Below are 26,767 nucleotides of genomic sequence, written 5' to 3' on the forward strand. Positions count from 1 at the left end.
ATGGTAAAATCTACCAGACAATTTATCAATATTAAAAAAAATCATCTAAATTTCTCACCAGATAAATTTTCACGTATCTCCCTCTTTCTAGTAAAAAACTCTTCGTAGTAGATAAGAAACGAAAAAATGTCCTTATTCTTGATAAAATTGAGTTAGAACAGCGTGAATATTAGTCATTCTTATAACACTAAAGCCGTAATTAAATTTCAGAAAAATCCCCCAAAACGATTATTTTCTGATATGAATAGTAGGCTAAGTAAAAAAAGCAGTGTGGCTTATCACAAAAATCAAAATAAAGTCACATCAGAAATGAAAGTTAATTACACAACTGGGAGGACATGACTTTTCTGATAGGAAGATGCATGTTGTTACCGCCACAAAGACAAGGTCAGGAGTCTCATGAATCAACAATATTCTGCTATGCGTAGCAATGTCAGTATGCTTGGCAAGCTACTTGGAGATACGATAAAAGAAGCACTTGGTGAAGAAATTTTAGATAAGGTTGAATCTATTCGAAAACTATCTAAATCATCACGAGCAGGTAATGAAGTGCAGCGACAAAAGCTGTTACTCACGTTACAGAATCTCTCTAATGATGAATTATTACCCGTTGCTAGAGCATTCAATCAATTCTTGAACCTGACGAATGTAGCCGAACAATACCATAGCATTTCACCTCATGGTGAAGCTGCGAGTAATCCGGTGGCATTGGCGAAATTAATCTCTCGACTAAAAGATAAGAATTTTACCGACGAGCAATTAAAAGAAGCCGTAGAGCAAATCTCTATTGAGCTGGTATTAACGGCACACCCAACCGAAATTGCACGTCGTACACTTATTCATAAGTTGGTTGAAGTGAATACCTGTTTATCTCAACTCGATCACGATGATTTAGCGGATTACGAGCGTACTAATATTATGCGCCGTCTGCGCCAGTTAGTGGCCCAATCATGGCATACTGATGAAATTAGAAAAATTCGCCCAACACCAATTGATGAAGCAAAATGGGGTTTTGCGGTTGTTGAAAATAGTTTATGGGAAGGTGTCCCTGCTTTTTTACGTGAATTTAATGAGCAGCTTAAAGAATCCATTGATTACAACTTACCCGTAGAAGCTTCTCCTATTCGTTTTACCTCATGGATGGGCGGAGACCGTGATGGTAACCCAAACGTTACAGCTGAGATCACACGCCACGCTTTGCTATTAAGCCGTTGGAAAGCCGCTGATTTATTCTTAAATGATATCCAAGTTCTTGTTTCGGAACTTTCGATGACAGAAAGTACACCGGAACTGCGTGAATTGGCGGGTGGTGCTGATGTTGCAGAGCCTTATCGTGAAATAGCTAAACAATTGCGTACTCGCTTACAAGTGACCCGTGATTATTTAGAACAACGCATTAAAGGCCAACAATCTTTGCCACCGGAAGGATTATTAATTGATAACGCAGAGCTTTGGGAACCACTGTATGCGTGTTATCAGTCACTGACTCAGTGTGGTATGCGTATTATCGCTAATGGGCAGCTGTTAGATACATTACGTCGAATCCGTTGTTTTGGCTTACAGCTAGTTAAGCTTGATATTCGCCAAGAAAGTACTAATCACACAGAAGCGCTCTCTGAATTAACACAATATTTAGAACTTGGTGATTACGCGAATTGGTCTGAAGAGCAAAAACAAACATTCTTATTGGAAGAATTAAACTCTAAGCGTCCTCTTATTCCGACGAATTGGCAACCTAGTGCCCCAACACAAGAAGTCTTTGAGACTTGTCGTGTTATTGCGCAATCACCTAAAGACTCTATCGCTTCTTATGTCATCTCAATGGCAAAAGTGCCTTCTGATGTATTAGCTGTAAAGCTATTATTGAAAGAAGCGGGTGCGGATATCCGATTACCTGTTGCCCCGTTATTTGAAACACTTGAAGACTTAAATAACGCTGAAAGCGTGATGACTCGTTTGTTTGATATTCCTTGGTATCGCGATTTAATCGATGATAAACAAATGGTGATGATTGGTTATTCAGACTCAGCAAAAGATGCGGGTGTGATGGCGGCATCATGGGCGCAATATCGTGCTCAAGATGCATTAATCAAACTTTGTGAAAAATCAGGTGTGACATTAACACTATTTCATGGACGTGGTGGTACGATTGGTCGTGGCGGTGCACCCGCTCATGCGGCATTACTTTCTCAACCACCGGGAAGCCTGAAAGGTGGCCTGCGTGTGACGGAACAAGGCGAAATGATCCGCTTTAAGTTTGGGTTACCACAAGTCACCATCAGTAGCCTTGCTCACTATGCAGGTGCAATCTTAGAAGCGAATTTATTGCCACCACCAGAGCCCAAAGCCCCTTGGATTGAAGTGATGGATTCTTTGTCTGACGTTTCTTGTGCGATGTATCGTGACTATGTACGAGGGGAAGAAGACTTTGTGCCTTATTTTAGAGCAGCAACCCCAGAAGGTGAGTTGGGCAAACTACCATTAGGTTCACGTCCTGCAAAACGCCGTCCTACCGGTGGTGTTGAAACGTTGCGCGCTATTCCGTGGATCTTCGCATGGACTCAAAACCGCCTAATGTTACCTGCTTGGTTGGGGGCTGGAGCCGCATTACAACATGAAATTGATAGCGGAAAACAAGCGGTATTAGACGATATGTGTGAGAACTGGCCGTTCTTTAATACACGTATTGCGATGTTAGAAATGGTGTATGCGAAAGCAGATTTATGGTTAGCGGAATACTATGATCAACGCTTAGTAGATGAACGTTTATGGCCATTAGGCGCAAAATTGCGTCAGCAACTTTCTGATGATATTAAGAGTGTCTTGGCAATTTCAAAAGATGAACACTTAATGGCAGATTTGCCATGGGTTGCTGAATCTATTGCACTGCGTAATGTATATACTGATCCATTGAATGTGCTTCAGGCTGAATTATTACAGCGCTCTCGTACTCATAGCGAGTCTGATCCGCGTATTGAACAAGCACTAATGGTTACTATTGCAGGTATTGCTGCTGGTATGCGTAATACAGGCTAGAGTCATCAGTATTTAAAAAGAAAAACAGCGCTGAATAACAGCGCTGTTTTTTTATCTCTTATTACTACTATTGATTTTATTTTTTTGCTTTTTCATAAGACTCAATCGCTCTTATTCGTGCTTTGGCGTGATCAACTATCGGTAATGGATAATCAAGAGGATTATTGGTTTTTGCCGCCCATTCGTGAGGTGTGTGAATATATCGGCTCGGCACACTGGCTAGCTCAGGAAGCCAATGACGGATAAATTCGCCATCGGGATCGAACTTACGGCCTTGGGTTGTGGGATTGAAAATTCGAAAATAAGGTACGGCATCCGTTCCTGTTGATGCAGCCCACTGCCAACCCCCATTATTTGATGCAAAATCACCATCAATGAGTTGTGACATAAAATAACGTTCACCCCAACGCCAATCAATCAACAAATCTTTGATAAGAAAACTTGCTGTGAGCATACGTAAGCGGTTATGCATCCAACCTGTTTGGTTAAGCTGTCGCATTGCAGCATCAATAATAGGAAAACCTGTTGAGCCTTGAGTCCAAGCATTAAATTCATCTTGGTTGTTACGCCAATTGATTTTTTCTGTCCAAAGCTGAAAGGCAATGTGTTTACATAAATTAGGATTTGCCACAATTAAGTGTTGGTAAAATTCTCGCCAAATAAGTTCATTAAACCAAACAAATGCACCCGATGTATTGTTTTCTAAGAAATTAGGTTCAGTTTGGTAAAGGCGATTAAAACATTGGCGAATAGACAATAATCCAATTGAAAGATAAGGGGATAATCGACTTGTACCATCAACAGCAGGGATGTCTCGCCATTTTGCATAATGTGGCACGCTTTCGTAACAGAATTGTTTTAAGCGTTTAAGTGCCTCTTCTTCAGTAGAGATAAAAGAGAGCGAGCTTGTATTTTCAAGTGAAAATAGTGGTGCTTTTAAAGGCGATACCGCTTTTTGATGTGTTCTTATCTCTGGGATAGGTAACGAAGCGTTATCTTGTGAAACAAAGAGCCGCAAAAATGCATTTCTAAAGGGAGTAAAAACCTTGAACATCTCTCCTTGTTGGGTAACTACATTACCTGGTGGAATAAACACATTGTCATGATAAGTATAAACGGTTGTCTTATTCTTTAGTAACTCAGTGACTTTTTTATCACGGCGTTGTTCATTAAGGGCATATTGGTGATTGAAAAAAAGCGCAGTGACGTGATGTTGTTGGCAATACTCAGCCACTTTATCGGCTGCATTTGAATAAGTATCGCTAATTACTATTGTCAGTGGAATATTGAGTTTTGCTAGTGAAGTTGAAAGATCCAGCAACGCATTATGAATAAACGCCTGACATGACAAAGCCATATTATGGGCTTTCCATTGTTCAGGCGTTACGGTGAAAATAGCATGCACCTGTGCTTGTTTATCTTGGCAAGCGTGAAAGAGTGCCTTGTTATCTGTCACTCTTAAATCATGACGAAACCAAACTAAATGAACAGGGGACGGGTGCATGTAACCTCTCTTAATCTAACTTAGGATGTTGATCGATAAGGGATTGGCGTTTTTTCTGTAATGCTTCGATTTCTGCTTCAATATCTTCAACACGTTGTTCGATATTATCATAATGTTCAGAGAGAATTTCTTTTGCCTCTGATTTATCTGATGCCGCAGGTGTTGCACCTCGTAAAGGTTTATTTGCAGTTTCGATCATCTTGATACCGGTTATCAAACCGACAACAGCGACAATCATCAGATAATAAGCTGGCATATATAAATCACCGGTTGCTTCAACTAACCAAGCTGCTGCTGTTGGTGTGGCCCCTGCAATTAATACTGAAATATTAAAAGCAATTGCTAATGCACTATAACGAATATGGGTTGGGAAAATAGCCGGTAAGATTGATGCCATAACCCCAGTAAAACAGTTGAGTAAAACTGCAAGAATTAATAATCCTAAGAAAATTAAACCGATTTCATCACTGTTAATCATCATAAACGCAGGGTAAGCAAGGACAAACAAACCAATACTGCCACCAATAACAAACGGTTTACGGCCAATTTTATCACTCAATAACCCAATGACAGGTTGTACAAACAACATACCTATCATAATCGCGATGATGATCAGCACACCATGGTCTGCCGAATAATTTAAGTTATGAGATAAATAACTCGGCATATAAGTTAATAACATATAGTAGGTAACATTAGTGGCAATCACCAAACCTACACAGACGGTTAAGCTTTTCCAATATTTTGATGCAATTTCACGTAATGAAACACGAGGTGGATCTTGGATAGATTTACGATCGTCGCTATTCATTTCATCGACGTGTTGTTGGAATGCTGGGGTTTCTTCTAAAGCATGGCGTAAATATAGACCAATAAGACCTAATGGTAATGCTAAGAAGAATGGGATACGCCATCCCCACTCATGGAATGCTGTTTCTCCAAGGATAGTCGAGATAAGTACAACAACACCCGCACCCATAACAAAACCAGCAATAGAACCAAAGTCTAACCAGCTTCCCATAAATCCACGTTTACGGTCGGGTGAGTATTCAGCAACGAAAATCGCAGCGCCTGAATATTCACCACCAATAGAGAAACCTTGTGCTAATTTAGCGAGTAATAATAAGACTGGTGCCCAAATACCGATAGTTTCATAAGCAGGAATAAGACCGATGGCAAATGTACTGAGTGCCATAATGATGATGGTAACAGATAACACTTTCTGACGACCAAATTTATCCCCAAGCATCCCAAATACGACACCCCCTAACGGTCTTACAAGGAATGGTACTGAGAATGTGGCAAGGGCAGCAATCATCTGTACACCGGGTGATGCGCCAGGGAAGAATACTTGACCTAAGACATATGCAAGGAAGCCATAGACACCAAAGTCAAACCATTCCATGGCATTACCTAATGCTGCCGCCGTAATCGCTTTTTTAAGCTTACTATCATCAATAATAGTTATATCATTGATTCTTAGCGGTTTGTTTCTTTTTTTCTTCATTTTCATATTAAGTGACCTTTATTAAGGTATTCGTAATTTCTTGTTGTTCAATTAATTAAAAGAAATGAAGTGACTATTTGTTAGCGAGAAGAATGAGTAATAAAAATTCACTAAAAAACAGCTTACTTCTACTAAGTTTAAATTTAAATAGTGGTATTAAGCTAATAGATAAGAGAATATTTATTAAGTATAGATGAGATTGAATAAGATATTAGAATGTTTTCTTTGTTGTTTTGATATAACAAAACAGAGCCTCTAAGTATTAAAACGTGATCAATATCATAACGTAATTCTGCTTTTCTGTAAAATTTATGGCGTTATTGACGGGTTATTTGCGTTAAGGCAATTGAAAGCTTCGCAAAAATAAATGAAAAAACAAATTTGTTTTTTGTTTTAATAACAGTGTGTTATATCCTTTTTCTGTTTTTTTGATTCAGGCTAACGCATTTATATGAGCATTGTGCATAATACAAAGATTGATAGATAAGTAGAAAATAATAACACCTTATTTTGCTTTATTATTCTTTCGAATAGTTAAAGTGAATGTGTGGATAATAGAATAGATCTCGCTATTCTTATTATAAGATTAAATCAAGATAGTATGACGAGATATCACGACAGAAATATCAAAGATAGTTTATCTAGTGCTCATATTTAGAATAAAAATTAATAATTAACCGCGCATTTGTGCAAATTAACCCGGGTGCCTCTATGAATATTAATCAACTGAAAAGCTTTGTTGAAGTCGTAAAAAATAATTTCAACATTACTAATGCGGCTGAAAAACTATACACCTCTCAACCGACAATCAGTAAGCAACTAAAAATATTAGAAGATGAGCTCAGTGTGTCACTGTTTGTGCGTAAAAATAATAATTTATTAGCATTAAGTCCGATGGGTAAAGAAGTCCATAAAATTGCTTGTGATATTCTTGGGCAAGTTGATCGAATCAAAAGCATTGTGGCTGAAGAAGATCGTAATAAAAAAGTCGATTTACATATTGCGACAACACACACTCAAATACGTTATTCATTGCCGAATGTGATTGATCATTTTCGTCACTATTACCCTAATATTTCACTACATTTTCATCAAGGCGCACCAGCTCAATTAGCAGAAATGGTTAAAAACGGCGATGTGGATTTTGCTATCGCAACAGAGTCTATGCACCTTTATGAAGATCTGATTACACTGCCTTGTTACCGCTGGACTCGTAGTTTATTAGTTCCTTATGATCATCCTCTTGCCTTATTGAAAGATGATGAGCAGGTTACCATCGAACAAATGGCAGAGTATCCATTGATTACCTATGTTTTTGGTTTTACAAGAGGATCTAAATTAGACAAGGTATTTTATAAAAATAATCTTAAGCCCAAAGTAGCATTAACAGCGACGGATACAGAGATTATTAAATACTATGTTAAGCGACATTTAGGTATCGGTGTTATTGCCACCGCCTCTTATGATGAGACTGAAGATGGTGACGCATTAAAATGTATTAATATCGATCATTTAGTGCAACCGAGTTACACCCATATTTGTGTCAGTAAACATACCCATATGAAAGATTATATGCATGAGTTTATTTCTCTTTATGCTCCTCACATTGATAAAAATATTATTCAGATGCCAGAACAGTGGGGAACACAATGGCACAGTAAAGAGGTCTACCAAGGATTACCTGATTTACGTTCAGTCAATGTGAATAATAGTGTTGCAGAATAGAAGTCAGAATAAAAAAAGCCCGTTTTTTGCGGGGGCAATAACGGGCTTAAGGCAGAATAATAAGCGTTTAACGAGTCAGAATATTAACAAAAATCTGAGCACCGACTAGTAAACAATCATCATCGACAAAATAAGGATTTGCGTGAAGGTAATTATTAATACCTTTCGCTTGATTACCACTTCCTAAGAAGAACATGGCACCGACTTTACCTTTTGTGGCATTAACCATATAGCTAAAGTCTTCACTGCCTGTCATTGGCTTACCGTTTGATTCAATATTCTCTTCAGGTAAGAATTTACGCATTGCATCTAATAAATGCTGATGTGCAGTTGGATGATTGACAACTGCAGGGTATCCGCTATAGCTTAATGTGGTTTTAAATCCACCCGCTGTACTACGAGCCACAATTTCATCAAAACTCGCTTTTAGTACTTGGTCGGTATTTTCATCCATAGAACGGATCGTACCGCGAGCTTGTACGTGATCAGCTAATGCATTAGGGATTGTTCCCCCATTGATCATGCCACAACCAAAGACTGCTGGGCTAAATGGATCTGTCTTTTTCGCAACAACATAATCCATATAATCAATTAAGCGAGTGGCTTCACGAATGGCATCTAAGCCTTTGTGTGGTGTTGAACCATGTGCAGAAACGCCATAAACATCTAATGTCCATGCAGAGCCATAAGATGACATCACACCATCATTAAAGCGAACACAACCCGTTTCAATGGCGGCATCGTTATGGAGTGCATAAGTTTCATCAACGCCTTCCATGCAACCGAGTTCAACCATTTTTTCAGCGCCAGGTACACGCATATCTTCTTCAGCCATTTGGAAAATAAAGCGAACGTTCGCGCTCATCTCTTCTTTATTTTCGGCAAGATACTTGGCACTGGTTAATGCCATGGTCATATGAGTATCGTGACCACAGTTATGTGCACAACCTTGGTGAACTGAACTATGTTCATTATTCGTTAAGTCTGGCATTTCTAATCCGTCCATATCAGCACGGATAGCAATTAATGGAAATTCAGCATTAACAATTAAGTCTGCTGTGAAACCAGTATACCCATCAAAAGTTTTAATTTGATAACCAAAACTTTCCATTAATTCACGGCAATACTTTGATGTCTTATATTCTTCACCTGATAACTCAGGTATTTTGTGCAAGTCTTGTCGTGTTTTTTTACTAAAGTCATTTAATTGAAAGAGTTTTTCACTGACATTATAAATATTATTCATTAGATAACTCCCTGGATCGTAAATCCAATTTGCGCGACGATTGATGCTCCAAAGAAACAACAAGTTGAAACAATCATGAAAATAAGAATAACTTTCCATGACATTTTCTTAAGTTCTTCTAATTGACCACCAACAGATAAACCAGCAAATGCTAATAAAGGCACACAACAAGATAAGAAAGAGACTTTACCAATAGAACTAATAAAGAAATCTCTTACTGGTGTTTCGGGTAAACAAATAAGTATCCCAATAATTGTTGCATAAGCAAATGTTGGTAAAGATGAAGGTAAATAATGTTTTGCAACGAGTGAAATAAATACCACTAATGACATAGCAATAAAGCTATCCCACATTGCATAAAGAGCGATCCCTGATGTTAACGTCTGAGTAAACATTGCCAGTAAAATAGCAACGAATACAAATTTCATATCAATAATTATATTTTTCATGCAGTTTTGCCTCTGGTGAAAATTTTATAAATTTTTTCTGAAAGAGGTAAACCTAAATAGGTTAATGACAGTGCGCCAAGTGCTGATGATAATAAGTTAGATGCAGCGGCAACACTTAATACTTGCTGTGCTAATGTTTCATCAAGACCATTAATTAACGCACCTGATGCAGCACTTAACATGGAACCAGAACCCACGCCAGAGCCTGCAGCAAGTGCAAGTGGGTGTAATCCGGTTAATGGCGCAATACTACCTAATACGCTAAACCACAAAGTACCGATAACAGAACCACATAAATAGATGGCTAATACGCCAATATATTCTTGTGAGCCTGTACCAAATTTACCTTGAATTACAGCAATAGAAGGTTCACGGCTAATAGACGAACAAGCACCAATTGCACGACGACCAAATCCAAATTTAATCGCTAATGGAACTGCAATTAATACAGGTAATAAGTTTCCGAGTTCCTGAACAAATAAAGGAATACCGACACTTAAAATCATTTTAATATTAGGAACAATCATTCCTGCATATTGTGTACCTAAAATAAGTAGGCTGAAACCTACCATTTTACCGCAGAAGCCTTCTTCTTTTTCTGTAAATAATTTACCCCATACTTTAATTTTTTTACGGGTAAATCCAGCAGATATACACATACCAATAATTACAGCAAATAACATTGGTAAAATAGGTATTACCGCAATGCCAATCTTAATTTCTTTTTTACCAATGACATATTGTGAAATAAAAATTAAGAAAAGGACTGCCAGAATACTAATAAAGAAAACCTTTATCGGACTTCTACTTTTGTCCATCCGTTAATCTCCGTTGAAAAATAATCAGGCTTTATTCTAGAGGACAAAAAGCAAAAGGTAGCGTGACCAATGTCATGTTTATTTCATACCTCTTTTTCATGGAGCATGAAATAATGCAATGGTAATAAATTTATTAACAAATAGAGGAAAGTTAAATTTTTTAATAAAGACAGTGAGTAAGGCTGAAATGAGTCAGCTTAATTGTTAATAAAGATGTAATGAGAAAAATAATAATTAAAAATTATTTTAATTATTAAAATAATCCTATAATAAAATTTTGTCTACACTTTAGTAAATAATAATACGTTATTAATGAGATATATTCTTATTTGGTGCGGTTATTATAAATTTAATGAATGTATTTGAAAGTGATATTTTATTCTTTGTATTTTTAAGGGCGGATCTTATCTTCACAGTGACATTATAACGATTGGTGTTATTCTTTATATTTGAGTTAGTAAGATTATTTTCTCTGCAAGCTGGTGAGGAAGAGAGATAGAATATGGGAAGGAAATAAATGTAGCTCGCAGAGAGGCACAATTCACCCAAAACTGAGGAAAAACATCACCATGAGTAAGCAAACAGTTGCAACCTATATTGCTAAAGTACTCCATAATGCAGGTGTAAAACGTATTTGGGGCGTGACAGGAGATTCTCTCAATGGATTAAGTGATAGTTTGCGAAAGATGGGAACGATTGAGTGGATGGGAACTCGCCATGAAGAAGTTGCTGCTTTTGCTGCAGGAGCAGAGGCGGCAGTTAATGGCCAATTAGCGGTTTGCGCAGGCTCTTGTGGGCCGGGAAATTTACATCTTATCAATGGGCTTTTTGATTGCCATCGTAATCATGTTCCTGTGTTAGCCATTGCTGCACATATTCCTTCTGCTGAAATTGGTAGTAATTATTTTCAAGAAACACATCCGCAAGAACTTTTTCGCGAATGTAGCCATTATTGTGAATTAGTCTCAAATCCAGAGCAGATCCCTCAAGTGCTTGCTATTGCAATGCGAACCGCTATTTTAAAAAAAGGGGTCTCAGTTGTTGTTTTACCGGGAGATGTTGCACTAAAACCAGCTCCAGAAGATGCGCATGAAAACTGGTATCCGTTGCAGTCTCCACTCATCATGCCAAATCGTTTCGAAATCGAAAAATTATCTGATGCATTGAATAATGGAAAAAATATCACCTTAATGTGTGGTGCTGGATGTGCTCAAGCTCGTGATGAAGTGATTAAACTGGCTCAAACATTAAAAGCGCCTGTTGTACATGCATTGCGAGGGAAAGAATACATTGAGTGGAATAACCCCTATAGCGTGGGCATGACAGGATTAATTGGTTTTTCATCGGGTTATCATGCGATGGAAAATGCTGATACGTTAGTGCTATTAGGTACGCAATTCCCTTATCGTGCATTTTATCCATCAAAAGCCAACATTATCCAAATCGACATTAATCCAAGTAGTATTGGTTCGCATTGTCATGTTGATATGGCGATGGTTGGCGATATTAAAGCCACTCTGAATGCGATACAACCTCGTTTAAAAGAAAAAACAGACACAGCTCATCTTGATGCTTCCTTAAAACATTATGCCAAAGCACGGCAAGATCTGGATGCACTTGCACAACCTAGTGAGCGTGAGCTTATTCACCCACAATACTTGGCACGCCGATTAAGTGAACTGGCAAATGATGATGCCATTTTTACCTGTGATGTCGGAACACCAACAGTATGGGCCGCCCGTTATGTTGGGATGAATGGAAAACGTCGTTTACTGGGCTCTTTTAATCACGGCTCTATGGCAAATGCGATGGCTCAAGCCATTGGTGCACAATCGTTAGATAGAAAACGTCAAGTTGTGGCAATGTGTGGTGATGGTGGATTTACCATGTTAATGGGGGATTTTATCTCGTTAGCGCAAATGAATTTGCCAGTGAAAGTAATTATTTTTAATAACAGCGTATTAGGTTTTGTGGCGATGGAGATGAAAGCTGGTGGTTATTTAACGGATGGCACAGATTTGCATAACCCAGATTTTGCTGCTATTGCTAATGCATCTGGTATCAAGGGTATTCGCGTTGAAAACGGTGAAGATCTGGATCATGCACTTAAAGAAGCCTTTGAACATGATGGCCCTGTAATTGTGGATGTGGTAACCGCAAAACAAGAGCTTTCTATGCCTCCTGAAATTAAATTTGAACAGGCTAAAGGCTTTAGTTTGTATATGATGAAAGCGATTATTAATGGTCGTGGTGATGAAATCGTTCAACTAGCCAAAACCAATTGGTTACGTTAATCGTTTTATTTAAAGTATAAATTGTAGATAAATAGATCAAACCCTATCAACATAAGCCGATAGGGTTTTTTATTATTGCGCTTTCTCTGTTAAACAGAAGTTTTCAATTAGTTGCCCCATTAATTCACGAGTTGGTTCAATAAATGCCATATCAATAAATTCATCAGGCTGGTGGGCTTGTTCAATAGAACCTGGGCCCAAAACTAAGGTAGGGCAGAGATCTTGAATAAACGGCGCTTCAGTACAGTAATTCACCGTTTGCGCTTTCTCACCTAATAATTTTTCGATCACGGCGACCATTTTATGATCGGTGGGGCACTCATAACCGGGAATAGGATCATGTAGCGCTTCAACACTTAAACGCCCCGGCCAACGTGCTTTTACGGGCGCTAACGTTTCGTGTAGTAAATCATCTAAATCTTGCAATGTAAGTCCAGGTAATGGGCGAATATCCATATGTAATTCACAGCAAGCACAAATCCGATTTGCTGCATCACCGCCATTAATATAACCAAAGTTCATGGTGGGATAAGGGATTACAAATGCAGGGTTGTTATAGCGCGTTTTTAGCGTATCGCGCAGTGTACTCAGGTGAGTAATGGATTCATGCATTAGCTCAATCGCGTTCACACCTTTTTCTGGATCGCTAGAATGTCCTGATTGTCCCGTAATGCGTATCGCATTCGATAAATGCCCTTTATGAGCACGAATAGGTTTTAGGGATGTTGGTTCGCCAATAATGGCAAAATCAGGGCGGATTGCGGTATGAGCGGCAAAATAACGTGCCCCTGCCATAGAGGTTTCTTCATCTGCGGTAGCAAGAATATAAAGAGGATGAGTTAACGTTTTAGTATCGACATCCCGCAATGCATCAAGAATAAAGGCAAAAAAGCCTTTCATATCCGCAGTGCCTAAGCCGTATAACTTATTTTCTTTCTCTGTCAGTGTAAAAGGATCTTGTGTCCAACGACCTTCATCAAACGGCACTGTGTCAGTGTGACCACAAAGTAATAACCCGCCTTTGCCTGTTCCTAATGTTGCTAAAAGGTTAAATTTTCCTCGAGTTTCAGGTACAGGTTGAATTTCAATTGAAAAACCTAATGTTTCCAACCAATTAGCAAGCAAATTAATCAGTGATTCGTTGCTTTGATCGTTCTTAGCATCTGTAGCACTGATAGAGGGCGTTGCAATTAATTGACGATAAATCTCAATAAATGTAGGTAATTTAATATTCACTGTTGACAGCCTTTCTTCATAATAGTATCAATATTCATGCACTTTTTTTGAATAAAAATACATTAATCGGTTTGTGTTCATAGTACAAGGTAAGAATGACATGTTAAATACTCTGATTGTAGGAGCAAGTGGTTACACTGGCGCTGAATTAGCCGCCTATCTTCAGCAGCATCCTCATGTGAATTTGAGCAGACTGATGGTATCAGCTCAAAGTGCAGATGCAGGAAAGTGCTTTTCTGAACTTCATCCTCAATATCGTGGCTTAGTGGATCTCCCTTTAGAGCCAATGGTTGATGTTGTGAAAGCGGCTGAAAATATTGATATCGTTTTTTTAGCAACAGCCCATGAAGTCAGCCATGACATTGCCCCGATTTTTTTAGAGCAAGGTTGTGTGGTGTTCGACTTATCGGGTGCCTATCGAGTACAAAACAAGCATTTTTATCAACAATACTATGGATTTGAACATAAGAATACTGATTGGTTATCACAGGCAGTTTATGGATTAGCTGAATGGAATGCTGACATTATCAGTCAGGCGCAATTAATTGCTGTGCCAGGCTGTTATCCAACAGTTTCTCAGTTGTCATTAAAACCCTTAGTGGAAGCGGGGGTGTTAGATACCGCGCAATGGCCAGTCATTAATGCCACCAGCGGTGTAAGTGGTGCAGGTAGAAAAGCCTCTTTAACCAGCAGTTTTTGTGAGGTGAGTTTGCAACCTTATGGCGTGTTTACTCATCGTCATCAACCCGAAATTGCAACACATCTGGGTATTGATGTGATTTTTACCCCTCACTTAGGCAATTTTGCCAGAGGGATCTTAGCCACTATCACCTGTAAGTTAAAAGCTGGCGTGACACAAGAGAATGTCAGACAAGTCTTTGATGATGCTTATCAAGACAAGCCATTAGTGCGTGTTTATGACAAAGGATTACCTGCATTAAAAGCCGTGGTAGGAACTGCATTTTGTGATATTGGGTTTGCTCAACAAGGTGAACATCTGATTGTAGTCGGTGTTGAAGATAACTTATTGAAAGGGGCTGCTGCACAAGCAGTGCAATGTATGAATATTCGGTTTGGTTTCGCTGAAACCGAATCACTTATTTAAATAATGAGTAGGGAAGTTTCATGGAACCATTAATTATCAAACTGGGTGGTGTGCTTCTTGATAACGAAGAAGCGTTAACACGGTTTTTCACCGCATTACAACAATATCGCTCAACGCATTCTCGTCCTTTAGTCATCGTACATGGTGGTGGCTGTTTGGTGGATGAATTGATGGGTAAATTGCAATTACCTGTCGTGAAAAAGCAAGGCCTGCGTGTCACACCTGCAGATCAGATAGATATCATCACAGGAGCACTGGCCGGAAGTGCTAATAAGACCTTGTTATCGTGGGCAACTCAGTTTGGGCTTAATGGGGTGGGACTTTCTTTGGGTGATGGGCAATTAGCAAAAGTCACTCAAATCAATGAAGAGTTAGGCCATGTAGGAAATGCAACTCCCGGCTCTCCTGATTTACTCAATTTATTATTAGGTGCGGGCTATCTACCTATTATCAGTTCTATCGGTATGACTGAAAAAGGTGAGCTGATGAATGTGAATGCTGATCAAGCCGCAACCGCTATTGCTGAAACACTAGGCGCTGATTTAGTCCTACTTTCCGATGTCAGTGGCATTTTAGATGGCAAAGGTCAGAAAATTGCAGAGATGTCAGCCGAAAAAGCACAGACATTAATTGACCAAGGTATCATCACTGACGGCATGATAGTGAAAGTAAACGCAGCGTTAGAAGCGGCTAAAACACTTGGTAGACCTGTTGAAATCGCAAGTTGGCGCCATGCTGAAAAACTGACGACACTGTTTAATGGTGTTGCAGTCGGAACCCGTATTTTAGCTTAAAAAATCACTCTAGAAATCTTATTGCTATTTGATAGTTGGCAGAATTTAAACAAATTGGGAATTGAAGGTTATCACTATGACTAAAGGTATTAAGAAAATCGTACTAGCGTACTCAGGCGGATTAGATACTTCGGCGATCATTCCTTGGTTAAAAGAGCATTACGATAACTGTGAAGTTGTCGCTTTTGTGGCGGATGTCGGTCAAAGCCGTGATGATTTAGTGGGTGTAGAACAAAAAGCATTGGCATCAGGTGCTTGCGAGTGTCATATCGTCGATTTACGTGAAGAATTTATCAAAGATTACGTTTACCCTGTATTAAAAACAGGTGCTTTATATGAAGGTAGCTACTTATTAGGTACTTCAATGGCTCGTCCTGTTATTGCTAAAGCTCAAGTAGAGTTGGCATTAAAATTAGGTGCTGATGCTGTTGCTCATGGTGCAACAGGTAAAGGTAACGATCAGGTTCGTTTTGAAAGCACTTATGCGGCACTTGCTCCACAGCTGAAAGTGGTTGCGCCTTGGAGAGAGTGGGATTTACGTTCTCGTGAAGCACTGCTGGATTATCTGAAAGTCCGTAATATTCCTACTACTGCGACACTTGAGAAAATTTATAGCCGTGATGAAAATGCATGGCATATCTCAACGGAAGGTGGTGTATTAGAAAGCCCATGGAATGCATCAAATGAAGATTGTTGGGCATGGACTGTTGATCCTAAGAAAGCGCCAGAAACACCAGAATTAGTCACTGTTACAGTTAAAGCGGGTGAAGTTGTCGCGGTAAACGGTAAAACACAATCACCTTTTGAGTGTTTAGATGCATTAAATACATTAGGTGTTAAGCACGGTATTGGACGTATTGATATTGTTGAAAACCGTTTAGTGGGAATGAAATCTCGTGGCTGCTATGAAACTCCAGGGGGCACTATCATGATGGCAGCTCTGCGTGGTGTTGAGCAACTTGTTCTTGATAGAGATGCGTTTAAATGGCGTCAACAACTGGGTTTAGAGATGTCGTATGTGGCTTATGACGGTCGTTGGTTTACGCCAATCCGTGCTTCACTACAAGCGGCTGCAGAATCGCTGGCACAAGATGTGAATGGCGAAGTGGTTTTAGAGCTTTATAAAGGCCATGTGAATGCCATTCAGAAAAAGTCAGAAAATAGCCTGTACTCTGAGGAATTTGCAACCTTTGGTGAAGATGAAGTTTACGATCACAGTCATGCTGAAGGTTTTATCCGTTTATATTCTCTGCCATCACGTATTCGTGCACTGAGCAAAAAATAACGTAAGGCAATAGAGTGGTGCTAACAAGCATCACTCTCACTCTTTTTTATTACACAGAATAGATACAGGAAGCGATTATGGCACTCTGGGGTGGACGTTTTAGTCAGGAAGCTGATCAACGGTTTAAACAATTCAATGATTCACTGCGGTTTGATTTTCGACTGGCACAACAGGATATCTTTGGCTCAGTAGCTTGGTCTAAAGCGTTAGTCACCGTTGGTGTGTTATCACAAGATGAACAAGCTCAACTTGAGCAAGCTTTAAATGAATTATCAGAAGAAGTAACGGCAAACCCGCAGTCTATTTTGCAAAGTGATGCAGAAGATATCCATAGTTGGGTTGAAAGTAAGCTCATTGCCAAAGTGGGTGATTTAGGTAAAAAATTACATACGGGGCGTAGTCGTAATGATCAGGTCGCAACAGATTTAAAATTATGGTGTAAAGAAGAAGTTATTCATCTTCGCCAAGCGATTGTTGAGTTACAAAAAGCGTTAGTTATTACCGCAGAAAAAAATCAAAATGCGGTGATGCCGGGTTATACCCATTTACAACGTGCTCAACCAGTAACATTCGCACACTGGTGTTTAGCCTACAATGAAATGTTAGCTAGAGATGAAAGCCGTTTAGCCGATGCTTTGAAACGTTTGGATATCAGTCCACTAGGATGCGGTGCATTAGCGGGTACAGCTTACGGTATCGATCGTGAACAATTAGCGGAATGGTTAGGTTTTGCGAGTGCAACTAACAATAGTTTAGACAGTGTATCCGACCGTGATCATGTCTTGGAGCTATTATCTTGCGCATCTATTGGGATGGTACATTTATCTCGTTTTGCAGAAGATCTTATTTTCTTTAATAGTGGTGAAGCGGGCTTTATTGAATTATCAGACAAAGTGACCTCTGGCTCATCATTAATGCCTCAAAAGAAAAATCCAGATGCACTTGAACTTATTCGTGGGAAATGTGGACGTGTTCAAGGTGCATTAACGGGCATGATGATGACCTTAAAAGGTCTGCCTTTGGCTTACAATAAAGATATGCAAGAAGATAAAGAAGGGTTATTTGATGCTATTGATACATGGTCTGATTGCTTGCATATGGCAACATTAGTTCTTGATGGCATTAAAATCCGTCGTCCTCGCTGTGAAGAAGCCGCTAAACAAGGTTATGCCAACGCGACTGAACTGGCAGATTATCTTGTTGCTAAAGGCGTGCCATTTCGTGAAGCTCACCATATTGTGGGTGAAGTGGTTGTTTGCGCCCTTGAGCAAGGTAAAGCGATTGAAGAGCTTCCGCTTTCTGAATTACAGATGTTTAACAGTAAAATTATGATTGATGTGTACGATATTTTATCGCTTCAATCATGTTTAGATAAACGTCTTGCAAAAGGGGGTGTTTCTCAAAAACAGGTTGCTTATGCGATAGCAAAAGCCAAAGAAGTTTTAAATATAGATAAATAAGAAAAGAGTTTATTTAAGACAACTTACTGTTATTAAAAAAGAACAGGGTGAACTTCACTCTGTTTTTTTATTTTAAATTGCCGATAATATCGAAAAAGAGAGACAGAATAACATTCGACTGATAGAAAAATTTATCAGTTACTATATTATCTATAGACATTAACTATCAGCAATAAATGTGGGATCTGCAATGAATATCCGTGACTTGGAATATCTGGTGGCTCTAGCTGAGCATAAACATTTTCGTCGGGCGGCAGATTCTTGCCATGTGAGCCAGCCAACATTAAGTGGTCAAATTCGTAAACTTGAAGATGAACTCGGTGTAATGTTACTTGAAAGAACGAGCCGTAAGGTTTTGTTTACCCAGCAAGGCTTATTGCTGGTGGATCAAGCGAAAACTGTTTTACGTGAAGTAAAAGTGCTACAAGAAATGGCTTCATTGCAAGGCGAAAGTATGGCGGGACCTTTACATATTGGGCTTATCCCTACTGTTGGCCCTTATTTATTGCCCCACATCATTCCTGAATTACATAAAAACTACCCTAAGTTAGAGATGTACCTTCATGAAGCACAAACTCATAGCTTATTAGCTCAATTAGATAGTGGAAAACTCGATTGTGCAATTTTAGCAATGGTTAAAGAGAGTGCACCGTTTATTGAAGTGCCTTTATTTGAAGAGCCAATGAAATTAGCGATTTATGAAGGACATCCATGGCATGAACGTCGCTCTGTGCCGATGGGTGACTTAGCGGGTCAACGTTTATTAATGTTAGAAGATGGACACTGTTTACGCGATCAAGCGTTAGGGTTCTGTTTCCAAGCTGGCGCAAAAGAAGATACTCATTTTAGAGCAACGAGCTTAGAGACATTACGTAATATGGTCGCTGCTGGTAGTGGAATAACCTTATTACCTGATTTATCCGTACCTCAAGAACAAAAACGTGATGGAGTGTGTTACTTAGAATGTACCGATCCAAATCCATCACGTTCTATTATTTTGGTTTATCGTCCCGGATCGCCTTTGCGTAATCGTTATGAACAATTAGCAGAGACAATCCGTGAACATATGACCGCATTTTATGCAGAAAAACAAAACGCATTAAAATAAGCGGTTTAAACCATTAAGCGCCGCAACACGATAGGCTTCTGCCATTGTTGGATAGTTGAAGGTGGTATTAACGAAATACTCGATAGTATTACCTTCACCTTTTTGCTCCATAATTGCTTGGCCGATATGAATAATTTCAGCCGCACGCTCACCGAAACAGTGAATACCTAAAATCTGCTTGGTTTCACGGTGGAAGAGAATTTTCAAACTCCCCACATTCATACCTGCTATTTGTGCTCTTGCCAGATGTTTAAATTGAGCTCGACCCACTTCATAAGGGATTTTCATTGCAGTGAGTTGTTGCTCTGTTTTACCAACAGAACTAATTTCAGGAATGGTGTAGATCCCCGTTGGAATATCTTCAATTAAATGTGTTTCTGATTTTCCGGTTGTGATTGCTAAAGCCGCAATTCGGCCTTGATCATAAGCGGCTGAAGCTAGGCTTGGATAACCAATAACATCACCTACGGCATAAATGTGTTCACAACTGGTTTGGTAGTGGGCATTAACAGAAACGAGCCCACGACTATCTGTTTTAATACCGACGTTTTCTAAGCCTAGAGTGTCTGTATTTCCTGTTCGGCCATTCGCATAAAGTAGACAATCTGCTTTGACTTTTTTACCTGATTTTAGGTGAACAATAACACCATCATCGACACCTTCAATGCTTTCGTATTCTTCATTATGACGAATAACAATGCCGTTATTCCAGAAGTGATAAGAAAGTGCATCAGACATCTCTTGATCAAGGAAAGACAATAGGTGATCACGAGTATTGATTAAATCTACTTTTACTCTTAATCCTCTAAAGATAGAGGCATATTCACAACCAATGACACCTGCGCCATAAATAATGACATGGTGAGGCTCATGCTCTAAATCGAGAATAGTGTCACTGTTATAAATACGAGAATGAGAAAAATCGACATCTGGCGGGCAATAAGGGCGAGAGCCCGTTGCAATAATAAAGTTATCAGCCGAAAGAATATCGCAAGTACCATCAGGATAACGCACGCTGACCCGGTGTTCGTCAATAAATGCGGCTTCACCCGAATACATCGTACAATTATTACGCTCGTAAAAACCTTGACGCATTTTAGTCTGCTGACTAATCACGGTGCTGGCTTGACGAAGTATTTGAGAAAAAGAGGAGTTAATAAGACGAGATTGGTCGCTATAAAGTGGGTTTTGATTAAACTCGATAATGCGACTTACTGCATGGCGTAGGGCTTTGGAGGGAATGGTACCCCAATGCGTACAGCCACCACCAACTTTGTTATAACGTTCTATAACTGCGACGCGTTTTCCTTGTTTAACAAGCCCCATGGCCGCGCCTTCACCGCCAGGACCTGAACCGATAACAATGGCATCGAAATGAGAATGTTGCATAGGAAGAGACCTGTTTTATACAAACCGACAACGGTATATTAACATTAGAATGAATAATAGCCCAATTGACATTAAGGGCATTAGTCACACTTTGTTGAGTTTTTATGAGAATGTGTCTTGAGAGATGATTGTACGCACTGCTTTTTTAACAAAGTTTGATATATTGAGCATAAACCAAATTAGGATTATCAGGATTTCTGTGAGTAATAATATTGGCATCAGAGCTAAACAAAAAGAAAAAACCCGTCGCTCTTTAATTGAAGCAGCTTTTAGCCAACTCAGTGCCGAGCGTAGTTTTACCAGTTTAAGTTTACGAGAAGTCGCTAGAGAGGCGGGTATTGCGCCTACCTCATTTTATCGCCATTTTAAAGATGTGGATGAACTTGGGCTGACAATGGTTGATGAAAGTGGATTGATGTTACGCCAACTGATGCGACAAGCACGTCAACGTATTGCGAAAGGTGGTAGCGTTATTAGAACATCAGTAGCCACTTTTATGGAATTCATTGGCAATAATCCTAATGCGTTTCGATTATTATTACGTGAGCGTTCTGGGACTTCGGCGGAATTTCGTGCCGCAGTCGCACGAGAGATCCAACATTTTATTGCAGAACTGGCAGACTATCTTGAGCAAGAGAGTCATATGCCACGTTATTTTACAGAAATGCAATCTGAAGCAATGGTCACTATTGTATTTAGTGCAGGCGCAGAAGCACTGGATATCGATATTGAAAAGCGTCAACAATTAGAAGAAAGATTAGTTATACAGCTGCGAATGATTGCTAAAGGTGCCTATTATTGGTATCGACGTGAGCAAGAAACGCAAATACCTCAACAAGATAACCCAGAGATAAAGAAAAAAACGCATCAGAAAGGAGACAAATGATGGAACAAAATCGCTGTGAAAAAAGCACGCTATTACTTGCCGCAGTCATTGGTGTCGCTTTACATGGTACATATTCAAGTTTTTTTAACCCGTTGATTGAAACGTGGTCGGTTTTCCCACTCGTCAGTTTAATCTTGGCAGTTTACTGTTTATATCAGCGCTATTTAAATCAACCTATGACTGATGGAATGCCTAAGTTGATTTTTTCATTCTTTTTATTAGGCTTCTTCGGTTATAACGCTTACACCAGAACCGTTAACCCTGAATGGGGTTCAAACTTCTTCTCTTCAGTTTGTATTGTTATCGTTGCGTTATGGATTTATCGTCAGTTCAAACATCGTCAACGTTTACGTATACAGGCAGAAGAAGCTGAGAGAGCATCACAAGCAGAACAGTACTAGTCTGTACTTATCTATTTGTTGTAAACACAGCGAAATTTTGACACCAGCAAGTTATCTTGCTGGTGTTTTTGTTTTTATTCGCGTTATTAAAGGATTTTTTACTCTAAGAAGAGAAATAAGCAGTTATCTTTTTTCTAATAACACACCACATTCCATATGATGGGTATATGGGAATTGATCAAATAAAGCTAATTTGCTGATTTTATGTGTTTTTGTTAGGGTTTCTAAATTTTGGCACAATGTTTCTGGGTTACAAGAAATGTATAAAATGCTAGGGTAAGTTTTAACCAGTTCTACAGTTTTCTCATCTAAACCACTACGAGGTGGATCGACAAAAATGGTTTCACATTGGTAATCTTTTAAATCAATCCCTTCTAGACGTTTAAATTCTCTTACCCCATTCATTGCTTGTGTAAAATCTTCCGCAGACATGCGAATAATTTTCACATTATTAATATGGTTCATTGCAATATTATATTGCGCGGCATAAACAGAAGGTTTTGCGATTTCTGTTGCCAGTACGCGATCGAAATTACGCGCGAGTGCTAATGAAAAGTTGCCATTACCACAATACAACTCAAGCAGATCACCTTTCGCGTTTTCTGTTGCCTTTAATGCCCATTCCAACATTTTAATATTGACCTGAGCATTAGGTTGCGTGAAGCTATTTTCAACTTGGCGATAAATCATCTCTTTACCTGCGACAGGTAACACTTCATCAATAAAATCGTTATCGAGCATAATTTTTGTTTTATATGCACGACCGATTAACTGCACATCAAAGCCTTGAGCAATTAAGATCTGGCGTAATGCTTGTGCTTCTTGTTGCCAAGTTTCATCAATTTTCTTGTGATACAGCAAAGAGACAATAATTTTATTACTCAACGTAGAAAGATAATCAATCTGAAATAGTTTCTTTCTGAGTGTTGGTTTATCTTTTATTTCTGCCAACAAGACAACCATCATTTTATTAATAAGCTGGCTAGCAACCGGAAATTGGTCAACACGAATACGCTGCTTAGTCTCTTGGTCAAACATAATATGATAGAGAGAATCGTCTTCATGCCAGATACGGAATTCCGCACGCATACGATAATGCTGTTCTGGTGATGAAAAAACCTCTGCTTCAGGCGCATTAAAAGGAGCCATCATCGTTTGTAGACGTTGTGTTTTTTCATTCAGTTGAGACTGATATGTTTGCGTTGGTAATGAATTCTGCATGGTATCTCGCCTTTTTTTGGCAGTAATAAAGTTAAGCGAGCGAAATTGTAGAGATCCTCATGAAGATGTCCAGTATTCTTCATGTTCAATTTCTGGACTCAGTGGAGTTGAAATCGTAGCATAGCTGTTCGGTCTCCTAATAGGAGTGAAAAGGGAATCTGGTGCAAAGCCAGAACTGACGCGCAGCGGTAATAGGATCAAGGATAATAAAAGACACTACAAAGTACCTTAATAAGTACAGTGGGAAGTCATTATCTTAAATACACAAAATTGTTTATTTAACCTAGAGTCCGAAGACCTGCCGAAGACCTGTCGCATCTTAAATTAAATACGCGTTTTATTTAATTTTGGCGGCATCCTGCTACTTATTCTGTTGGATGCAGATTTTCATGAATAATAAAAAAGTTTTTCTTATTTCAAATATAGCGTTGAGTGTAATGGTGGGGAGTTTTAGTGCGTTTGCGAATAACAGCGATACATTAAGTGTGACAGCAAACCGCTTTCAAGAGCCGAACTCTTCTATTTTAGCACCTATCACCGTTGTTGAACGTGAACAGATTGATCGTTGGCAGAGTAATAGTGTTATTGATGTATTACGCAGAATGCCCGGTATTGATGTGGGGCAAAACGGTGGAATAGGGCAACAAAGCTCAATATTTGTCAGAGGTACAAATTCAAACCACGTGCTTATTTTAGTGGATGGTGTACGTTTAAATCAGGCTAATGTGTCTGGTAGTTCTGATATTAGCCAAATTCCGCTTTCTCTTGTTCAACGCATTGAATATATAAGAGGGCCTCGTTCTTCTGTTTATGGTTCAGATGCAATTGGTGGTGTGATTAATATCCTCACAGAAAGAAAAACAGAAGGAGGAACACTCAATGCCACAATGGGTTCTCATGGTTATCAAGAATATGATGGCTCTGTAAAACAAAAAATTGGTGATAAAACAACACTAACGGCGGCAGGTAGTTATCTCTATACCAAAGGCTACGATATAGAAGCGAGAGGTAATACAGGCGGGCATCCTCAACCTGATCGTGATGGTTTTATGAATAAGTCACTATGGTTAGGTGTTAATCACGATATAAATGATAACGTTTCTTTATTTGCAAGGGCTTATGGTTTTGATAATCGTACCGCTTATGATGCTGAACCAGATTATAACGATAATACTATTATTGTTGATACTCGCGCATTGTTTAGCCGCACTTATGATGCAGGTATGCAATTTCATCGTGATAACTACTCTTCTTCTTTAAATACCAGTTATAACTACACCAAAGACTATGATTACGATCCACATCAAGGTCGCTATGGTAAAGGCAGCCGGTTTACCAACTCTGAACAATATAATGTGCAGTGGGGTAATCACCTTTTATTAGGTAATGGCAGTGTAGGTGGTGGAGTGGATTGGCAACGTCAATCTGTTAAAGAAGGTTCTAATGGATTTCCTAATAAAGAACATTTCGATAATACAGGCTTATATCTAACTGGACAGCAAAAGTTAGGCAATGTGATTGCAGAAGCATCGGTACGTTCTGATCATCATTCTGAATACAATTGGCATACTACGTGGCAATCTAATTTAGCGTGGGAGTTCGTTGAGGGCTATCGTGTGATTGGTGGTTATGGTACAGCATTTAAAGCACCGACACTGATGCAACTTTATAGTGAATGGGGAAGTAATCCAAACTTACAACCCGAAAAGAGTAAACAGTGGGAGGGGGGCTTTGAAGGCGTAACAGGACCTTTAGAGTGGCGTTTGACTGCATATAGAAATAATATTACTAATTTAATTGAAGCTGATTCTAAGCAAGGATGGAAAAATTATAATATTGGAGAAGCTTTAATTAAAGGCGTCGAATTTACGGGTGAAATGGATACGTGGATTTTCCATCACACCTTTAATTACCAATATATAGATGCAAGAAATAAAGAAACGCACCAACGTCTTGATCGTCGAGCTCGTCAGCAAGTGAAATATCAGCTTGATTGGCAAGTCGAAAAATTAGATATGGGGGTGACTTACCAATATATCGGTCAACGTACTGATAAAGAGTATGATCCTTCAACTTATTCATCAAAACCTATTTCTCTAGGCGGTGTGAGTATTTGGGATTTAACTGCGTCATATCCTATTACATCGCATCTCTCAATTCGTGGTAGAATAGCCAACCTGTTTGATAAAGATTATGAGACAGCTTATGGCTATCGCACGCCAGGACGTGAATACTTCCTCACAGGAAGCTACAACTTCTGATGCACTATCTACCGCTAACCCTACTGTATTGATTTTTGATTCGGGGGTTGGCGGTTTATCTGTTTATCGTGAGATCCGTGAAAAATTACCGGATGCTCACTATATCTATGTTTTCGATAATGAAGCTTTCCCTTATGGAGAGAAATCACAAGAATTCATTATTGACCGTGTTGTTCGAATAGTTAGCGCGGTGGCTGAGAAGCACTTTCTCGCGGCAATTGTTATTGCCTGTAATACTGCTAGTACGGTAAGCCTTCCTGCTTTACGTGCAAAGTTTACTGATATTCCTATTGTGGGAGTTGTACCTGCTATTAAGCCTGCCGCTAAATTAACCTGTAATGGGGTCGTTGGATTATTAGCGACGAGAGCAACAGTTAAACGCCCTTATACCCATGAACTGATAGAACGCTTTGCAACTGATTGCAAAGTTCATTCTTTAGGTTCAGCCGAGCTGGTGGAACTAGCAGAAAGGAAACTTCATGGCGAGGAAGTTTCTCTAGATGCGCTTCGTAAAATTCTTACACCTTGGCTAAAAATGAAAGAGCCACCAGATACAGTCGTATTAGGCTGTACTCATTTCCCTTTATTAGCTGATGAACTTCTTTCTGTTTTACCTGATGGCACACGAATTATCGATTCTGGTGCTGCAATTGCACGAAGAACTGCGTGGTTGGTCGTAAATCAAGCGAAAATAAAAGGTTCAAATGAAATTAGCTTCGCTTATTGCTTAAAAGAAGATGAGAATAGCGAATTATTAAAACCTGTTTTAGCGGGTTTTGGCTTTGAATCGCTCAGAAAACTAGCGCTTTAAGTGCAATTTGGTGGAAAATTCAACGGTCAGTTAAAAAACTAAAAAAAAGTGTTGCCAGCTTCACAAAACTCCCTATAATGCGCCCTCGTTGTCACGGCAAACCACGCTAAGTGAACTGACTGAGAGAACAAAAAATAAAGTGAAAAGCCTTGAAAATAAACGCTTGACACTGAATGAGGAAGATGTAGAATGCACCTCCTCGCAACAACGCAGAAGACCGGAAACGGCAGC

20 protein-coding genes and 1 riboswitch are annotated in these 26,767 nt (G+C 39.2%); of the genes, 12 read left to right on the forward strand and 8 right to left on the reverse strand.

Translation table 11 applies throughout. The annotated features are described in order from the left end of the window. Positions 1-399 precede the first annotated feature (399 nt). Positions 400-3,036, forward strand: a complete 2,637-nt coding sequence (ppc, locus tag CUB63_RS13705) for a phosphoenolpyruvate carboxylase (RefSeq protein WP_109398895.1) — start codon at positions 400-402, stop codon at positions 3,034-3,036. A gap of 76 nt (positions 3,037-3,112) precedes the next feature. Here ppc and phrB read toward each other — a convergent pair whose 3' ends face one another. Both phrB and proP read right to left on the reverse strand, forming a co-directional pair. Then, complete coding sequence (gene phrB, locus CUB63_RS13710; RefSeq protein ID WP_109848274.1) at positions 3,113-4,540, reverse strand: deoxyribodipyrimidine photo-lyase; 1,428 nt, start codon at positions 4,538-4,540, stop codon at positions 3,113-3,115. A gap of 10 nt (positions 4,541-4,550) precedes the next feature. Next, positions 4,551-6,053, reverse strand: coding sequence for a glycine betaine/L-proline transporter ProP (gene proP, locus CUB63_RS13715; RefSeq protein ID WP_006534128.1), 1,503 nt, complete (start codon positions 6,051-6,053; stop codon positions 4,551-4,553). A gap of 705 nt (positions 6,054-6,758) precedes the next feature. Here proP and CUB63_RS13720 point away from each other — a divergent pair. Beyond that, a complete protein-coding gene (locus CUB63_RS13720) occupies positions 6,759-7,772 on the forward strand; it encodes a LysR substrate-binding domain-containing protein (RefSeq protein ID WP_072064642.1) in 1,014 nt (337 codons plus the stop codon). Between the two features lie 67 nt (positions 7,773-7,839). Here CUB63_RS13720 and CUB63_RS13725 read toward each other — a convergent pair whose 3' ends face one another. Genes CUB63_RS13725 through CUB63_RS13735 form a run of 3 tightly spaced genes read right to left on the reverse strand, consistent with a single transcriptional unit; the run spans position 7,840 to position 10,285 of the window. Continuing rightward, the gene (locus CUB63_RS13725; RefSeq protein WP_006534125.1) at positions 7,840-9,018 is read right to left on the reverse strand and encodes a M20 metallopeptidase family protein; all 1,179 of its coding nucleotides are present in this window, start codon (positions 9,016-9,018) and stop codon (positions 7,840-7,842) included. Next, complete coding sequence (locus CUB63_RS13730; RefSeq protein WP_006534124.1) at positions 9,018-9,467, reverse strand: hypothetical protein; 450 nt, start codon at positions 9,465-9,467, stop codon at positions 9,018-9,020. Before CUB63_RS13730 ends, CUB63_RS13725 begins: the two co-directional genes overlap by 1 nt. Then, entirely contained in the window at positions 9,464-10,285 is an 822-nt protein-coding gene (locus CUB63_RS13735) for a DUF3100 domain-containing protein (RefSeq protein WP_006534123.1), read from the reverse strand. The genes CUB63_RS13730 and CUB63_RS13735 overlap by 4 nt, the downstream gene beginning before the upstream one ends. A gap of 569 nt (positions 10,286-10,854) precedes the next feature. On the opposite strand from CUB63_RS13735, the gene poxB reads away from it, so the two are divergent. Then, entirely contained in the window at positions 10,855-12,579 is a 1,725-nt protein-coding gene (poxB, locus tag CUB63_RS13740; protein ID WP_109848275.1) for a ubiquinone-dependent pyruvate dehydrogenase, read from the forward strand. A 72-nt stretch (positions 12,580-12,651) separates the two neighbouring features. On the opposite strand, the gene argE is transcribed toward poxB, so the two are convergent. Further along, positions 12,652-13,815, reverse strand: coding sequence for an acetylornithine deacetylase (argE, locus tag CUB63_RS13745; protein WP_109848276.1), 1,164 nt, complete (start codon positions 13,813-13,815; stop codon positions 12,652-12,654). Between the two features lie 100 nt (positions 13,816-13,915). Here argE and argC point away from each other — a divergent pair, with 100 nt between their 5' ends. From argC to oxyR, 5 genes are all read left to right on the forward strand, one after another. Beyond that, positions 13,916-14,920, forward strand: a complete 1,005-nt coding sequence (gene argC / locus CUB63_RS13750; protein ID WP_109848277.1) for an N-acetyl-gamma-glutamyl-phosphate reductase — start codon at positions 13,916-13,918, stop codon at positions 14,918-14,920. Between the two features lie 20 nt (positions 14,921-14,940). Continuing rightward, positions 14,941-15,714, forward strand: coding sequence for an acetylglutamate kinase (argB, locus tag CUB63_RS13755; protein ID WP_109848278.1), 774 nt, complete (start codon positions 14,941-14,943; stop codon positions 15,712-15,714). 76 nt (positions 15,715-15,790) lie between these two features. Continuing rightward, entirely contained in the window at positions 15,791-16,999 is a 1,209-nt protein-coding gene (locus tag CUB63_RS13760; protein WP_072064637.1) for an argininosuccinate synthase, read from the forward strand. Between the two features lie 77 nt (positions 17,000-17,076). Then, entirely contained in the window at positions 17,077-18,459 is a 1,383-nt protein-coding gene (gene argH / locus CUB63_RS13765) for an argininosuccinate lyase (RefSeq protein ID WP_109848279.1), read from the forward strand. Positions 18,460-18,649: 190 nt separating this feature from the next. After that, on the forward strand, positions 18,650-19,567 hold the full coding sequence (gene oxyR, locus CUB63_RS13770; RefSeq protein ID WP_109848280.1) for a DNA-binding transcriptional regulator OxyR: 918 nt from the start codon (positions 18,650-18,652) through the stop codon (positions 19,565-19,567). Here the strand turns inward: oxyR and sthA are convergent. Further along, positions 19,559-20,956: a Si-specific NAD(P)(+) transhydrogenase gene (gene sthA, locus CUB63_RS13775; protein ID WP_072064634.1), complete on the reverse strand. Its 1,398-nt coding sequence runs from the start codon at positions 20,954-20,956 to the stop codon at positions 19,559-19,561. The two genes, oxyR and sthA, sit on opposite strands and share 9 nt — an antisense overlap. A gap of 199 nt (positions 20,957-21,155) precedes the next feature. On the opposite strand from sthA, the gene fabR reads away from it, so the two are divergent. Together fabR and CUB63_RS13785 are read left to right on the forward strand one after the other, a co-directional pair. Then, the gene (gene fabR / locus CUB63_RS13780) at positions 21,156-21,842 is read left to right on the forward strand and encodes an HTH-type transcriptional repressor FabR (RefSeq protein ID WP_072064633.1); all 687 of its coding nucleotides are present in this window, start codon (positions 21,156-21,158) and stop codon (positions 21,840-21,842) included. After that, the gene (locus tag CUB63_RS13785) at positions 21,842-22,243 is read left to right on the forward strand and encodes a YijD family membrane protein (RefSeq protein ID WP_072064632.1); all 402 of its coding nucleotides are present in this window, start codon (positions 21,842-21,844) and stop codon (positions 22,241-22,243) included. The genes fabR and CUB63_RS13785 overlap by 1 nt, the downstream gene beginning before the upstream one ends. A gap of 123 nt (positions 22,244-22,366) precedes the next feature. Here the strand turns inward: CUB63_RS13785 and trmA are convergent, their stop codons facing one another. Next, positions 22,367-23,464 carry a tRNA (uridine(54)-C5)-methyltransferase TrmA gene (gene trmA, locus CUB63_RS13790; RefSeq protein ID WP_109848281.1) on the reverse strand — a complete coding sequence of 366 codons (1,098 nt, stop codon included), beginning with the start codon at positions 23,462-23,464 and terminating at the stop codon, positions 22,367-22,369. A gap of 112 nt (positions 23,465-23,576) precedes the next feature. Further along, positions 23,577-23,784, forward strand: a riboswitch (cobalamin riboswitch). 69 nt (positions 23,785-23,853) lie between these two features. On the opposite strand from trmA, the gene btuB reads away from it, so the two are divergent. Together btuB and murI are read left to right on the forward strand one after the other, a co-directional pair. After that, positions 23,854-25,725: a TonB-dependent vitamin B12 receptor BtuB gene (gene btuB, locus CUB63_RS13795; protein ID WP_109848282.1), complete on the forward strand. Its 1,872-nt coding sequence runs from the start codon at positions 23,854-23,856 to the stop codon at positions 25,723-25,725. Then, positions 25,670-26,536 carry a glutamate racemase gene (gene murI, locus CUB63_RS13800; protein ID WP_109398886.1) on the forward strand — a complete coding sequence of 289 codons (867 nt, stop codon included), beginning with the start codon at positions 25,670-25,672 and terminating at the stop codon, positions 26,534-26,536. Before btuB ends, murI begins: the two co-directional genes overlap by 56 nt. The last annotated feature ends 231 nt before the right edge of the window (positions 26,537-26,767 follow it).

The sequence above is a fragment of the Proteus penneri genome, assembly GCF_003144535.1.
GTDB lineage: Bacteria > Pseudomonadota > Gammaproteobacteria > Enterobacterales > Enterobacteriaceae > Proteus > Proteus penneri.

Bases quoted from the DNA above. Each gene is read 5' to 3' on its own strand.
- ppc (WP_109398895.1), top strand. From the start codon at position 400: ATGAATCAACAATATTCTGCTATGCGTAGCAATGTCAGTATGCTTGGC.
- argC (WP_109848277.1), top strand. From the start codon at position 13,916: ATGTTAAATACTCTGATTGTAGGAGCAAGTGGTTACACTGGCGCTGAA.
- phrB (WP_109848274.1), bottom strand. From the start codon at position 4,540: ATGCACCCGTCCCCTGTTCATTTAGTTTGGTTTCGTCATGATTTAAGA.
- murI (WP_109398886.1), top strand. From the start codon at position 25,670: ATGGCTATCGCACGCCAGGACGTGAATACTTCCTCACAGGAAGCTACA.
- CUB63_RS13735 (WP_006534123.1), bottom strand. From the start codon at position 10,285: ATGGACAAAAGTAGAAGTCCGATAAAGGTTTTCTTTATTAGTATTCTG.
- CUB63_RS13760 (WP_072064637.1), top strand. From the start codon at position 15,791: ATGACTAAAGGTATTAAGAAAATCGTACTAGCGTACTCAGGCGGATTA.
- sthA (WP_072064634.1), bottom strand. From the start codon at position 20,956: ATGCAACATTCTCATTTCGATGCCATTGTTATCGGTTCAGGTCCTGGC.
- CUB63_RS13730 (WP_006534124.1), bottom strand. From the start codon at position 9,467: ATGAAAAATATAATTATTGATATGAAATTTGTATTCGTTGCTATTTTA.
- CUB63_RS13785 (WP_072064632.1), top strand. From the start codon at position 21,842: ATGGAACAAAATCGCTGTGAAAAAAGCACGCTATTACTTGCCGCAGTC.
- argB (WP_109848278.1), top strand. From the start codon at position 14,941: ATGGAACCATTAATTATCAAACTGGGTGGTGTGCTTCTTGATAACGAA.
- oxyR (WP_109848280.1), top strand. From the start codon at position 18,650: ATGAATATCCGTGACTTGGAATATCTGGTGGCTCTAGCTGAGCATAAA.
- trmA (WP_109848281.1), bottom strand. From the start codon at position 23,464: ATGCAGAATTCATTACCAACGCAAACATATCAGTCTCAACTGAATGAA.
- btuB (WP_109848282.1), top strand. From the start codon at position 23,854: ATGAATAATAAAAAAGTTTTTCTTATTTCAAATATAGCGTTGAGTGTA.
- CUB63_RS13720 (WP_072064642.1), top strand. From the start codon at position 6,759: ATGAATATTAATCAACTGAAAAGCTTTGTTGAAGTCGTAAAAAATAAT.
- proP (WP_006534128.1), bottom strand. From the start codon at position 6,053: ATGAAAATGAAGAAAAAAAGAAACAAACCGCTAAGAATCAATGATATA.
- CUB63_RS13725 (WP_006534125.1), bottom strand. From the start codon at position 9,018: ATGAATAATATTTATAATGTCAGTGAAAAACTCTTTCAATTAAATGAC.
- argH (WP_109848279.1), top strand. From the start codon at position 17,077: ATGGCACTCTGGGGTGGACGTTTTAGTCAGGAAGCTGATCAACGGTTT.
- poxB (WP_109848275.1), top strand. From the start codon at position 10,855: ATGAGTAAGCAAACAGTTGCAACCTATATTGCTAAAGTACTCCATAAT.